Raw genomic sequence first — 13482 nt, forward strand, 5'->3', positions numbered from 1 at the left:
CGGATCAGGAATTCACCATGGCACGCCACGGCACACAGATGAACGTCGGCCGCAGGTCGTTTCTCGCCCTCGCCGGCGGAGCGGTCATCGGCGGTCTCGCCGCCTGCTCACCCCAGGTCAAGACAGCGGCAAGCGCAGAGCCCGCAGGGAAACTCCCCTCGGGGGCCCCGCCGCCGGGGACGAAACTCTCCATAGCCGTTCGATCCACACAACTCCAGCTGGGTCCCGCCGGATTGCGGAAGGACCTTCCCTTCACCGTTTCGCAGTGGCCCAACCTGACCGCGGGCCCCGATATCATCCAGGGATTCCGGGCCCATTCCATCGATCTCGCGGTCAATGCCGGAATTCCGCCGATCCAGGCCCACGCGATCGGCGTCGAAGCGAAGATCGTCGCCGTGCAGGTGCGGACCCATCCCTCGTACGTCTTCGCGACCGCGCCCGGCTCGGACATCAGCTCGGTGGCCGACTTCCGCGGCAAGAAGATCGGCTTCTCCCAGGGCCAGGCGCAGGGCGTCGTCGTCCTGCGCGCGCTGAAGGAGGCCGGGCTGGCCAACGAGGACGTCGAACTGGTCGCCCTGCCCAGCACCCAGTTCCTCACCGCCCTGCAGTCCAAGCAGGTCGACGTGGCTCCGCTGGGCGAACCGACCTTCACCAAGTACCTCACCCAGTACGAGAAGGACGGGGCCCGGGGGGTGAAGACCGACGTCGTGGACCTGCTCTCGGTCCTGTGGGCGCCCAACGAGGTGCTGAACGACCGGGCCAAGGTGGCCGCCGTCCGCAGTTTCATCCCGCTGTGGGCCCGCGGCCAGACCTGGGCCTGGGAGAACACCGGCGAGTGGATCGACACGTACTACGTCAAGGACCAGGGCGTCTCCCAGGAGGACGGCAAACGCATCGTCGCCTCGCTCCACAAGCCGCAGTTCCCGGTCAGCTGGGACAAGGCGATCGCGTGGGAGCAGGAGACCGCCGACCTGCTGGCCGACGGCGGCTTCGTACCGAAGCAGGACGCCGCCGAACTGTTCGACCGCCGCTTCGAGGGGATCGCGGCCAGGGCCGTGGCCGCCCAGTACCGGGAGACGTCATGACCGAACTGCTGACGAACACCCGCACCGCAGGCCGTGTGAGTACGGCCGACGTGCCACTGCAGAAGACCGGGGCGGAGCCGGCCGAATTGCGGGCGCCCGAGACGAAGTCCGCCCCGCCCGCGCCCCGCGCCACCCGCCGACGGCTCGGCCCCGGCCGTGCCGTTCCCTTCGGGCGGCTGATCGGCCCGGTGCTGGTCATCGCCCTGTGGTGGTTCGCCTCGGCCATCGGCTACCTCGACCCGCGGATCCTGTCCGGACCCGGCACGGTCCTCTCCACCGCGTCCGACCTCATCTCCAGCGGCCGGCTCCAGGACAACGTCCTCATCTCGCTCCAGCGCGCCGGACTCGGCCTGTTCTTCGGGGTGACCGCCGGGGTCCTCCTCGCCGTCGCCGCCGGACTCAGCCGCACCGGCGAGTACCTGCTGGACGGGCCGCTCCAGATCAAGCGCGCCATCCCCTCCCTGGCCATGCTCCCGCTGCTGATCCTCTGGCTCGGCATCGGCGAACAGATGAAGGTCACCGTCATCGCGCTCGGCGTCGCGGTGAACATGTACATCAACACCTACGCCTCACTGACCGGCATCGACAGCAGGTACGTCGAGCTCGCCGAGGGACTCGACCTGAGCCGCGCACAGTTCATCCGCAAGGTCGTCGTGCCCGGTTCGCTGCCCGGCTTCTTCGTCGGACTGCGCCTCGGTGTCACCGCGTCCTGGCTCGGACTGATCGTCGTCGAGCAGATCAACGCCACCAGTGGCATCGGCTACATGATGTTCCAGGCCCAGCAGTACGCCCAGTCCGACGTGATCATCGTGGGCCTGGTGGCCTACGGGATCTTCGGCTTCGCATCGGACGCGGCGGTACGCGCCGTCGAGAGGAAGGTCCTTTCATGGCGACGCACTCTGGCGGGCTGAACCCCGTCCACGGGGCCGGCACGGCGGCGGTCGCGGAACGCCCCGCCATCCGCACCAGGAAACTGGTCCGCCGGTTCGGCGACCGCGACATCCTCAAGGAGCTCGATCTCACCGTCGAGCCGGGCGAGTTCACCGCCCTGCTCGGCCGCAGTGGCTCCGGCAAGTCCACCCTGCTGCGGGCCGTCGCCCGGCTCGACCACACCGTCGAGGGCTCCGGCGAACTCACCGTCCCCGACCGGGTCTCGCTCTCCTTCCAGGACTCCCGGCTGCTGCCCTGGCTCAGGGTGATCGACAACGTGATCCTCGGACTGCGCGGCCCCAAGGCGCGTGAGCGCGGTCTCACCGCCCTGGCGGAGGTCGGACTGGAGGGGCGCGACCGGTCCTGGCCGCACGAGCTGTCCGGCGGTGAGCAACAGCGCGCCGCGCTGGCCCGGGCCCTGGTCCGTGAACCCGAACTCCTGCTGGCGGACGAGCCGTTCGGCGCCCTGGACGCGCTGACCCGGATCAAGATGCACGACCTGCTGCGCGAACTCTACGAACGCCACCGCCCCGCGGTGCTGCTGGTCACGCACGACGTCGACGAGGCCGTCGAACTCGCCGACCGGGTGCTGGTCCTGGAGGACGGCCGGATCTCCGTCGACCTCACCGTCGACCTGCCCACCCCGCGCTCCCGCCGCGACCCCCGGTTCCAGGAGTACCGCGACACGCTGCTCACCGCTCTCGGTGTCGCGCAGCCCCAGACCCTTTCCGAAGAGAAGGAATCCCATGTCCAGCACGCCTGACCGCAAGCAGCTGCACCTCAACGCGTTCCTCATGTCCACCGGTCATCACGAGGCGTCCTGGCGGCTGCCCGAGAGCCCGGCCGAGGCCAACTCCGACATCGAGCACTACAAGAACCTCGCCAGGATCGCCGAACGCGGCAGGCTGGACTCGCTGTTCCTCGCCGACAGCCCCGTCCTGATGGGCGACCCCGGACGGCGGCCCGCCGCCAAACTGGAGCCCACCGTCCTGCTCACCGCGCTGGCCGGGGCCACCCGCCACATCGGCCTGATCGCCACCGCGTCGACGAGCTACAACGAGCCGTACAACCTGGCCCGCCGGTTCGCCTCCCTGGACCACGTCTCCGGCGGCCGGGCAGGCTGGAACATCGTCACCACCGCGGGCGCCGACGCGGCCCGCAACTTCGGCCTGGACGACACTCCGCTGCACCACGACCGCTACCGGCGGGCCGGCGAGTTCGTCGAGGTGTCCACCAAGCTCTGGGACAGCTGGGCCGACGACGCCGTGATCGCCGACAAGGAACGCGGCGTCCACGCCCTGGCCGAACGCGTACGGAAGATCGAGCACAGCGGGGAGTTCTTCCGCGTCGACGGCCCGCTCAACGTACAACGGCCTCCGCAGGGATATCCGTTGCTCGTGCAGGCCGGGTCGAGCGAGGACGGCAAGGACTTCGCGGCCCGCTACGCGGAGGCGGTGTTCACCGCCCAGCAGACCCTGGAGGAAGGCATCGCCTTCTACAAGGACGTCAAGCGGCGCGCCGAGGTCATCGGCCGCAACCCGGACGGCATCAAGATCCTGCCCGGCATCGTGCCCGTGATCGGCGACACCGAGGCCGAGGCCCTGGCGCTCGACGCCGAGCTGGAGAACCTCATCGTCCCCGAGTACGCCAAGCGGCAGCTCGCCCGGCAGCTGAGGATCGCCCCGGACGACCTGGACCTGGACGCGGAACTCCCCGAGGACATCCCCACCGAGGACGAGATCGAGGGTGCAAAGAGCCGGTACACGCTCATCGTCGAGCTGGCCAGGAGAGAGAAGTTGACCGTGCGTCAGCTGATCGGCCGGCTCGGTGGCGGCCGCGGCCACCGCACCTTCGCCGGCACCGCGGAGCAGGTCGCCGACACCATCGAGCAGTGGTACGACAGCGGGGCCGCCGACGGCTTCAACATCATGCCCGCCGTCCTCCCTTCCGGCCTGGAGGTCTTCGTCGACCGCGTGGTGCCGATCCTCCAGGAACGCGGCCTCTTCCGTACCGAGTACACCGCGAGCACCCTGCGCGGACACTACGGGCTGCCGCGGCCCGCCAACCGGCTCTTCGAGACCGTCGACCGCAGCGAGGGCCACTTCGGCATCGGTCTGGCGGAGGCCCGGTGACGGACTGTCCGGACCCGGAAACGAGTACGCCCCGGCAGCCGCCGCCCGGCTGGGCGCGCCGGCTGCTGGGCTACTGCCTGCGGCACCGCACCGATCTGCTCCTGGCCTTCGGTGCCGCTGTGGTCGCCGCCGTCGCCACCGCCACCCTGCCGCTCGTGCTGCGGCACGTGGTGGACGGGGTGGCGGCCGGCACCACCGCCTCGCTCGCCCCCTGGACGATCCTGCTCGCCGCACTCGGCGCCGTCCGCTTCGGGGCGAGCTTCACCCGCCGCTACCGCTCGGGCCGGCTCTCCCTCGGGGTGCAGTACGACCTGCGCAACGACGCGTTCGCCGCACTGCTCCGGCTCGGCGGCGCCCAGCAGGACGATCTGCGCACCGGCCAGGTGGTCAGCCGGTCCATCTCCGACATCACCCTCATCCAGACCCTGCTGCAGTTCCTGCCCAACCTCACCGGCAACGCGCTCATGTTCCTGTTCTCACTGGTCTTCATGGCGGTCCTGTCCCCGCTGCTGACCGTCGTCGCAGTGGTCGTCGGCCCGCTGCTCTGGATCATCGCCATGCGCAGCCGCCGCGACCTCTTCCCCGCCAACTGGCACGCCCAGCAGGAGGCCGCGGAAGTCGCCTCCACCGTCGAGGCGACCGTCACCGGCGTCCGCGTGGTCAAGGGCTTCGGCCAGGAGCAGCGCGAACTCGCCGGACTCGAACAGCGCGCCCGCCACCTCTTCGCCTCCCGGCTGCGCGTCGTCCGCTTCACCAGCCGCTACAACCCGGCGCTCCAGGCTGTCCCCGCACTCGGCCAGGTCGCCGTCCTCGCCCTCGGCGGCTGGATGGCCCTGCACGGCAGGATCTCGCTCGGCACCTTCCTCGCGTTCACCACCTACCTGGGCTCCTTCGTCACCCCCGTCCGCCAGGTGGCGACCCTGCTCACCGTCTGGCAGCAGGCAAGGGCCGGCGCGGAACGCGTGCTGGAGGTCGTCGACGAGGCGCCGGTCATCACCGACGCCCCCCACGCCAGGCAGCTGCCGGACGAACCCCCGGCCATCGGCTGGCACGACGTCACCTTCGGGTACGGCGACGGCGCCCCGCTCCTGGACGGCTTCACCCTGGACATCCGCCCCGGTGAGACCCTGGCCCTGATCGGCCCGGCCGGCTCCGGCAAGTCCACCGCGGCAGCCCTGCTGCCCCGCTTCTACGACGTACCTTCCGGATCGGTACGGGTGGGCGGCCACGACGTCCGCGATCTCGCCCTCGCCTCCCTCCGCTCCCGGATCGGCTACGTCTTCGAGGAGAGCCTCCTGCTCTCCGACACCGTGCGCGCCAACATCGCCTACGGGGTACCGGAAGCCACCGACGCACAGATCCGCGCGGCGGCCCGGATCGCCTGCGCCGACGAGTTCATCGAACGGCTTCCCCAGGGGTACGACACCGTCGTCGGCGAACAGGGCCTCACCCTCTCCGGCGGCCAGCGCCAGCGCATGGCCCTGGCGCGCGCCCTGATCGGCGACCCGGCCGTCCTCGTCCTGGACGACGCCACCTCGGCCATCGACGCCCGGGTGGAGGCGGAGATCCACCACCGGCTGCGCCAGGACGACCGGCGCCGCACCACGCTGATCGTCGCGCACCGCAGATCGACGCTCGAGCTCGCCGACCGTGTCGCGATCCTCGACGGCGGCCGCATCACGGACACCGGCACACCGGACGAACTCCTGGCCGGATCCGCCCTGTTCCGCGAACTACTCTCGACGGACGACAGTCCCGACGGCACCACGATCCCCGACCCGGGTGCGGCGACCGGCTGCCCGACGCCGCACCTGTGGCTGCGCCCCGAGGGGAACGACGACGAACAGCTGGAGGGGACCGCGGTGCGGGCCGCCCAGGCGCTGGCCGAGGCCGCGGCCACCTCGGGCCCGGGACGCGCCGGCCCCGGCGGCGGGGTGCTGGGCTCGGCACCGCCGAGCCCCGAACTCATCGCCGGAATGGCCGGACTCCCACTGCCCGCCGCCGACCCCCGGGTGCCCACCGACCAGGCCGTCGCCGCCGAGGCGGATTTCGGCCTCCGCGCCCTGCTGCGGCCCTTCCGGCTGCCGCTCCTCCTCGGTCTGCTGCTCGTCGCGCTCGACGCCGGCGCCCAGATCACCGTGCCGGTCCTCGTCCGCCACGGCGTCGACCAGGGCGTGGCCCACCACGCCGGGCACGTCCTGCTCGCCGCGGCAGCGGCCGCCGCCCTGGTGGTCGCCGCGAACTGGCTGATCGGGGTGGCCCAGGTACGTACCACCGGACGCACCGGCGAACGCCTCCTCTACACCCTGCGTGTGAAAACGTTCGCCCAGCTCCAGCGGCTCGGCCTCGACTACTACGAGCGCGAACTCGGCGGCCGGATCATGACCCGGATGACCACCGACGTCGATGCCCTGTCGAACTTCCTCCAGACGGGTCTGATCACCGCCGTGGTCAGTCTGCTGACGGTCATCGGCGTCCTGGTCACCCTGCTGGTGATCGACGCGGAACTGGCCCTCGTCCTGCTCGCCGCACTGCCCCTGCTGATCCTGGCCACCGCGGTCTTCCGCCACCACTCCGTCCCCGCCTACCGCGAGGCCCGGGAACGGATCAGCGCCGTCAACGCCTGCCTCCAGGAGAACGTCGCCGCGATCCGGGTCACCCAGGCCTTCCGCCGCGAGAGCCGCAACGCTGCCGACTTCGCCGAACTCGCCCGGTCCTTCCGGGACTCCCGGCTGCGCGCGCAGCGCTACATGGGCACGTTCTTCCCGTTCGTCGAGTTCCTCGGCACGCTCTCCTCGGCGGCCGTGCTCACGGTCGGAGCCGGACAGGTCCGCTCGGGCGAGCTGAGCGCAGGGACGCTCATCGCGTTCCTCCTCTACGTCGAGCTGTTCTTCTCACCGATCCAGCAGCTCTCCCAGGTCTTCGACGGCTATCAGCAGGCCGTCGTCGGCCTCGGCCGGCTCCGCGGCCTGATGCGCACCCCCACGGGCACTCCGCCCGCGAAGAACGCCCGGCCGGTGCCCGCCCTGCGCGGCGAGGTCGAGTTCGACTCGGTCTCCTTCGGGTACGCGGGCGGCGGCGGGCAGGAGGTCCTGCACGGGGTCTCCCTGCGCATCGCGCCGGGCGAGACCGTCGCACTGGTCGGGGCGACCGGGGCGGGGAAGTCCACCGTCGTGAAGCTCCTCGCCCGCTTCTACGACCCTTCCGCCGGGGCGGTCAGGGTGGACGGGCACGATTTGCGCGAACTCGACCTGCCCGGCTTCCGCCGCCGGCTGGGCGTGGTCCCGCAGGAGGCCCATCTGTTCAGCGGCACGGTCCGCGACGCCATCGCCTACGGTCGTCCCGACGCCACCGACACCGAGGTGGAGCTGGCGGCCCGCGCGGTCGGGGCGCACGAGATGGTCGCCGGACTGCGGCTCGGCTACCTCCAGCCGGTGGGGGAGCGGGGCCGCAACCTCTCCGCCGGGCAGCGCCAGCTCCTCGCCCTGGCCCGGGCCGAACTCGTCGACCCGGACGTTCTGTTGCTCGACGAGGCGACCGCCTCGCTGGACCTGGCCACCGAGCGCAGGGTGGCCGCGGCGACGGAGGTGCTGGCCCGTCGCCGTACCACGGTCGTCGTCGCCCACCGGCTCACCACGGCGGTCCGCGCCGACCGGGTGGTGGTGCTCGACGCGGGAACCGTCGTCGAGACCGGCACCCACACCGAACTGCTCGCCGCCCACGGTCCGTACCGGCGGCTGTGGGACGCCTTCCGGGAGGCCGGCCACGCAGCGCCGGTCGACCACCTGAATGTCAGTGAACTCGTCAAGGAGAACGCAGGATGACGGAGTACCGCAATTTCGGCCGCACGGGCGTCAAGGTCAGCCCGCTGTGCCTGGGCACCATGATGTTCGGTGCCCGGGGCAACCCGGACCACGACGACAGCATCCGGATCATCCACCACGCCCTGGACTCCGGCATCAACTTCGTCGACACCGCCGACGTCTACTCCGCCGGTGAGTCGGAGACCATCGTCGGCAAGGCTCTGGCGGGTGGCCGCCGCGACAACGTCGTGCTCGCCACCAAGTTCCACGGCAGCCTCGGCGCCGACCCCAACCAGCAGGGAAACTCCCGCCGTTGGATCATCCTGGAGGTGGAGAACAGCCTGCGCCGGCTCGGCACCGACTGGATCGACCTCTACCAGGTGCACCGCCCGGAGCCCGGCACCGACTTCGACGAGACCCTCGGTGCCCTCTCCGACCTGGTCCACCAGGGGAAGATCCGCTACATCGGTACGTCGACCTTCGAACCGTCCGCCATCGTCGAGGGCCAGTGGATCGCGGAGCGCCGCGGCCGCGAACGCGTCGTCGCCGAGCAGCCCCCGTACTCACTGCTGGCCCGCGGCATCGAGCGCGAGGTGCTGCCCACGGCCCGGCGGTACGATCTCGCGGTCCTCTCCTGGAGCCCGCTGGCCGGCGGCTGGCTCTCCGGCCGCTACCGCAAGGGGGCCGACCAGCCCGCATCCAGCCGGGCCGAGCGGCAGGCCGACCGGTTCGACATCGCCTCCGCGGAGAACGCAGCCAAGCTCGACGCCGCCGAAGCTCTCGCCCAGCTGGCCGACGAGGCCGGGCTCACCCTCGTCCAACTGGCCCTGGCCTTCGTGCTGGAGCACCCGGCGGTCACCTCCGCGATCATCGGCCCGCGGACCCTGGAGCAGCTGACGAGCCAGCTCGGCGCGGACCGGGTGCGGCTGGGCCGGGACGTGCTCGACCGGATCGACAAGATCGTCCCGCCGGGCACCAACCTCTCGTCCCGTGACGCCGGTTACCACCCGGCAGAGCTCACCGACCCTTCGCTGCGCCGCCGTTCGCACCCCGTCGGGTAGTTCAGGAGACCGGCACGCGGTCCAGGAAACCGCTGACCGAGCTGATGCGCCCGTCGTCGGCGAGAGTGATCACATCCGAACCGGCGACGGGCGCCGAGCCGTCGGCGGCGGCCACCAGCTCCCAGCCGAAGCGGGCGAGGGCGTGGTGCCCGTCCACCGCCCCGGCCGGCCGGAACTCGAATCCGGGGAACTGCTGCTGAGCGCCGCTGATCGCGGCCGCCAGGGCCTCGTGCCCCGTTACCTCGGCCAGCGGGTCGGTGTACGTGGCGTCCTCGGTGAAGGCAGCGGCGACGGCCTTCTCCAGCTCCTCGGGGCCGGCGGCGTTCCAGGCGGCGAAGTAGCGCTGGACGGCGTCGTCGTAAGCGGTCATCGTGCGGTCCTCTCATCGGGCCCCGGCCGGTGGGCCGGGAGCGCTGTGCTCGTGAGGAACACGATGTCCGACGGGGGCGGAAGGCGTCGATTACCTCCGGGGTAAGCGCGGGTCCGGGCGGTCAGCGCCGGTGTTCGTCCAGGAAGCCCATGAGCGCGGTGTTGAGCTCCTCGGCGTGGGTCCAGCCGATGTTGTGCGGCCCGCCCGGGATCTCCACGAGGCGGCTGTCGCGGATGAGGTCCGGCAGCCTGCGGCCGGTCGAGTCGATCGGCAGGATGCGGTCCTGGTCGCCCTGCACGACGAGCGTGGGCACGTTGTTCTTCGGCAGGTCGTCACGGAAGTCCGTCAGCCACGTGGGTACGCACGCGAGCGTGGCGTGGGCAGCCGCGCCCGCCGCCACGGTCCACTGCGAGCGCAGCGCCTGTTCGCTGATCCGGGTGCCGCCGAGCGCGTCGGCGTTGTTGAAGGCGTCGAGGAAGTCCGTCAGATAGGCGGGCCGGTCCGCCACGATGGCGCTCATGATGTCGTCGAAGACGCTCTGGTCGACCCCGGCCGGGTTGTCGTCCGTCTTCAGCAGGAACGGCGGGATCGGCGCCACCAGCACCGCCAGACCCACCCGGCGCGAGCCGTGGTTGCCGAGGTAGCGGGTGACCTCGCCGGTCCCCATGGAGAACCCGACCAGCGCGGCGTCCTGGAGGTCGAGCTTCTCCATCACCGCGTTCAGGTCCGCCGCGAAGGTGTCGTAGTCGTAGCCGTGCGTGGGCCGGTCGGACCGGCCGAAACCGCGCCGGTCGTACGTGATGACGCGGTACCCGGCTGCGAGCAGGACCGGCAACTGCTTCTCCCAGGAGGCGCCGTTCAGCGGGAACCCGTGGATGAGGACGACGGGCCTGCCCGTCCCGTGGTCCTCGTAGTACAGCTCGATGCCGGCGGAGTTCTCCTGCCCGACGGTGATGTACGGCATGTGGCTCTCCCATGGGGTGCGGTGATCCTGCGGTGGCGCGGTGGCGCGGTGGCGCGGTGGCGCGGAGGCGCGGAGGAAGGGGCGAGGGAGGAGGGCGCAGCAGCACCCGGGGCAGAGCACCGAGGGCGTGAGGCGCCGCAGGCCCCGGCTGCGGCGGGTCCTCTTCCGCCTCTACACCTGGGCGTCCGGAATGACGTGCATGGCCGCCTCCTCGGCGGACGCCGCCGCCCCGTCGATCCCGACGTCCTCGCCCGCCATGCTGTCCGGTTCGTTCAGGTCCAGCTCCCGGGTGAGCCGGCCGGCGCGTACGCCCCCGACCTCCGAGTCCCAGGGCTCGCCGTCCCCGTCGGACACGTCGCCCACGCCGTCCCCGGACGGATCGGCGGTCTCGGGCAGCTCCCGGGCCAGCCGGCCGTCCAGCGTCTCCCCGCTGAGCTGCTCGGACCCGGTGGTGCCCCGGTCCTCCACGGCCCACGGACGCTCGGGAGGCGAGTACCCCTCGTCCAGGACATCGGCGAGCTGCCGGTTGTCGAGGGTGTCCGCCGTGTCGAGCTGCTCGACGGGGTCGGAGGCCTCCGGCTGCTGGGGCTGGTACACATCGTCGCCCCGGTCGGCACCTTCCATGACGATTCCCTTCCCGGTTCGGGGATCCCGGTCATGCCTGCCGTACGACGCGGGAGCAAGGGGGCATATCCACCCGATTGCCTTCAAACTTCCCATACCTCTTCAGGATAGGCGGCCAGGGCCGGGGCCCGCACCGTGCGGTCGTGCACGGGCGGGGACGGCCGGTGTGCGAGACGATGGAAGGTGCAGGCCGGACCGCGTACGCCGCACAAGCGCGTCCGTCGCGCAGGCCGGCCCGCACAGTCCGTCCGAAGGCCGTCGTGGGGAGGTCGTCATGGATTACCCGGAGAGCTATCAGCTGGTGTTTCAGTCGTCGGCCGTCGAGGACGACACGGTGATCGTCAGACGGACCGCACAGTCCGGCGCGGGCGGATACCCGGTCTACGAGGACGAGACCGGTATCGTCCGCGCGGAGATCAGCGAGCGCGGAGAGGTGCGCATGCTCGCCACCGGCGGACACCAGCTCCTCGGCACGCCCCTGGTCGTGCCGGAGCCGACCGTCTGAGCGGCGGGCCGCCCGCACTCCCGCGGTGACCGCCCCGGGAGTATGGGTGCATGACCGAACCGCTTCCGCTCCCGCTCGCGGGCATCACCGTCGTCAGCCTGGAACAGGCCGTCGCGGCGCCCTTCGCCACCCGTCAGCTGGCCGACCTCGGCGCCCGCGTCATCAAGGTCGAGCGCCGCGGCGGCGGCGACTTCGCCCGTCGCTACGACACCACCGTGCACGGCCAGGCCAGCTATTTCGTCTGGCTCAACCGCTCCAAGGAATCCCTGACCCTGGATCTCAAGGCACCCGAAGGTCGCGAGATCCTCCACGAACTCATCTCCGGAGCCGATGTGTTCGTGCAGAATCTCGCCCCCGGTGCGGCGGACCGGATGGGCCTCGGCTCGGCCGCCCTCCAGGACAGGTACCCCTCCCTCATCACCTGCACGGTCAGCGGCTACGGCACGAGCGGATCGTGGTCCGGACGCAAGGCGTACGACCTTCTGGTGCAGTGCCAGACCGGTCTGCTGTCGATCACGGGCTCGCCCGACGAACCGGCGCGCTCGGGCATCTCCGTCGCGGACATCGCCGGAGGCATGTACGCCTACAGCGGCATCCTGTCCGCCCTCTTCACCCGGGCCACCACCGGCCGGGCCCTCACCGTCGAGGTCTCCCTCTTCGACGCGCTCGCGGAGTGGATGAGCCAGCCCGCGTACTACACGCGCTACGGCGGTACCCAGCCGCCGCGGATCGGCGCCCAGCACGCCACGATCGCGCCGTACGGCCCCTTCACCGCCGCCGACGGCAAGGACGTGATGCTCTCCATCCAGAACGAGCGGGAGTGGGACGCCCTGTGCGTCACCGTGCTCGGCCTGCCCGGGCTCGTCGACGACCCCCGGTTCGTCACCGGCTCGGACCGGGTCGCCCACCGTGAGGAGCTCAACGCCATCGTCGCCGCACGGTTCGCGGACCTCGGGAGCGAGGACGCCATGGAGCTCCTGGACCGGGCGGCCATCGCCAACGCCGGCGTGAACTCCGTGGCGGAGTTCCTCGACCACCCCGCACTCACCGAGCGCGACCGCTGGCGCGACATCTCCGTGCCCGGCGCCCCCGGTCCCGTACAGGCGCTCCTGCCACCGGTGGATCTCGGCGGGGTCGGTCCGCGGATGGACCCGGTCCCGGCGGCGGGCCGGGACACCGAGCGGATCCTCGCCGAGCTGGGTCGCAGCGCCTCGGACATCGAGGGGCTGTGTGCCCGCGGTGTCGTCGAGGTCGCGGAGCCCTATCACGCAGACACGTCCGGCCACATCGTGCCGGCGCAGGACAATTCGTCCTGAGCCGTCCAACACTTGGTCGAAATTTTGCCCCTGGTGGGCTGCATCCGGGGGACACCAGGCACACTCGACCTGTAGGAATCTCGCCACGAAGAGGATCACGCATGATCACGTTGAAGAAGGAAGACGGCCCGGCGGATCTGGACGGGGTGACCCACCTGTCCATCGGGGTGTCATGGGACCCCACCGTCGGCGCCAGTGGCGGCCTGATGGGGAAGCTTCGCCAGAAGAAGGGCACCGACCTCGACCTGATCGCCATCGCGATGCAGGGCGCGGAGCCCGTACGCCTGGCCGGCCTCGACTCCCTCGACCCGCTGGGCAACGGTTCGCTGGCTCACAGCGGCGACAACCAGACCGGACACGGTGACGGTGACGACGAGACCGTGACCGTCGACTTCGCCAGGGTGCCGAGCAACATCACGTCCGTCGTCTTCATCGCCGCCGCGTACAAGAAGCACAGTTCCTTCCAGAGCGCGCGCAACATCAGCTTCAAGGTGTACGACGCGACGGGCGGCACCACCCAGCAGGTCGCGGACATCTGGCCGAGCCTGCTCAGCAACGACAACGGCTGCGCCGTGGCCAAGGCGTTCCGCGTCGGCGGGAGCTGGAAGCTTGAGGTGATCAACGAGACGGGGAAGATCAAGCAGGGCGACGAGCAGGCCCTGATGCGCTTCGCGGTCAGCAAGTAGCCGATG

At 71.0% G+C, this 13482-nt stretch carries 12 protein-coding genes; 9 read left to right on the top strand and 3 right to left on the bottom strand.

Translation table 11 applies throughout. From position 1 onward, the window contains the following. Nucleotides 1–17: 17 nt before the first annotated feature. The 6 genes from SH922_RS32825 to SH922_RS32850 are packed head-to-tail and all read left to right on the top strand — an operon-like array spanning nucleotide 18 to nucleotide 9011. Complete coding sequence (locus tag SH922_RS32825) at nucleotides 18–1085, top strand: ABC transporter substrate-binding protein (protein WP_393062185.1); 1068 nt, start codon at nucleotides 18–20, stop codon at nucleotides 1083–1085. Further along, nucleotides 1082–1996 (top strand): ABC transporter permease, encoded by a 915-nt coding sequence (locus SH922_RS32830; protein WP_393062186.1) that lies wholly within the window; start codon nucleotides 1082–1084, stop codon nucleotides 1994–1996. The genes SH922_RS32825 and SH922_RS32830 overlap by 4 nt, the downstream gene beginning before the upstream one ends. Continuing rightward, nucleotides 1972–2778, top strand: coding sequence for an ABC transporter ATP-binding protein (locus SH922_RS32835; protein WP_393062187.1), 807 nt, complete (start codon nucleotides 1972–1974; stop codon nucleotides 2776–2778). The genes SH922_RS32830 and SH922_RS32835 overlap by 25 nt, the downstream gene beginning before the upstream one ends. Next, nucleotides 2762–4147 carry an LLM class flavin-dependent oxidoreductase gene (locus tag SH922_RS32840; RefSeq protein WP_393062188.1) on the top strand — a complete coding sequence of 462 codons (1386 nt, stop codon included), beginning with the start codon at nucleotides 2762–2764 and terminating at the stop codon, nucleotides 4145–4147. Before SH922_RS32835 ends, SH922_RS32840 begins: the two co-directional genes overlap by 17 nt. Further along, the gene (locus tag SH922_RS32845; protein ID WP_393062189.1) at nucleotides 4144–7971 is read left to right on the top strand and encodes an ABC transporter ATP-binding protein; all 3828 of its coding nucleotides are present in this window, start codon (nucleotides 4144–4146) and stop codon (nucleotides 7969–7971) included. Before SH922_RS32840 ends, SH922_RS32845 begins: the two co-directional genes overlap by 4 nt. Then, nucleotides 7968–9011, top strand: coding sequence for an aldo/keto reductase (locus SH922_RS32850; protein WP_393062190.1), 1044 nt, complete (start codon nucleotides 7968–7970; stop codon nucleotides 9009–9011). Before SH922_RS32845 ends, SH922_RS32850 begins: the two co-directional genes overlap by 4 nt. A gap of 1 nt (nucleotide 9012) precedes the next feature. On the opposite strand, the gene SH922_RS32855 is transcribed toward SH922_RS32850, so the two are convergent. The 3 genes from SH922_RS32855 to SH922_RS32865 all read right to left on the bottom strand — a co-directional run bounded on the left by SH922_RS32855 (nucleotide 9013) and on the right by SH922_RS32865 (nucleotide 10969). Continuing rightward, a complete protein-coding gene (locus tag SH922_RS32855) occupies nucleotides 9013–9381 on the bottom strand; it encodes a nuclear transport factor 2 family protein (RefSeq protein ID WP_393062191.1) in 369 nt (122 codons plus the stop codon). 121 nt (nucleotides 9382–9502) lie between these two features. Then, nucleotides 9503–10345, bottom strand: coding sequence for an alpha/beta fold hydrolase (locus SH922_RS32860; protein ID WP_393062192.1), 843 nt, complete (start codon nucleotides 10343–10345; stop codon nucleotides 9503–9505). A gap of 171 nt (nucleotides 10346–10516) precedes the next feature. Continuing rightward, complete coding sequence (locus SH922_RS32865; RefSeq protein WP_393062193.1) at nucleotides 10517–10969, bottom strand: DUF5709 domain-containing protein; 453 nt, start codon at nucleotides 10967–10969, stop codon at nucleotides 10517–10519. Between the two features lie 274 nt (nucleotides 10970–11243). On the opposite strand from SH922_RS32865, the gene SH922_RS32870 reads away from it, so the two are divergent. From SH922_RS32870 to SH922_RS32880, 3 genes are all read left to right on the top strand, one after another. Continuing rightward, complete coding sequence (locus SH922_RS32870) at nucleotides 11244–11474, top strand: DUF6296 family protein (protein WP_393062194.1); 231 nt, start codon at nucleotides 11244–11246, stop codon at nucleotides 11472–11474. Nucleotides 11475–11524: 50 nt separating this feature from the next. After that, nucleotides 11525–12790 (top strand): CaiB/BaiF CoA transferase family protein, encoded by a 1266-nt coding sequence (locus SH922_RS32875; protein ID WP_393062195.1) that lies wholly within the window; start codon nucleotides 11525–11527, stop codon nucleotides 12788–12790. Nucleotides 12791–12891: 101 nt separating this feature from the next. Next, nucleotides 12892–13476, top strand: a complete 585-nt coding sequence (locus SH922_RS32880) for a TerD family protein (protein ID WP_393062196.1) — start codon at nucleotides 12892–12894, stop codon at nucleotides 13474–13476. The last annotated feature ends 6 nt before the right edge of the window (nucleotides 13477–13482 follow it).

Origin of the sequence: Streptomyces sp. LN549, from assembly GCF_043203805.1 — a bacterium.
In the GTDB taxonomy this organism is placed as follows: domain Bacteria; phylum Actinomycetota; class Actinomycetes; order Streptomycetales; family Streptomycetaceae; genus Streptomyces.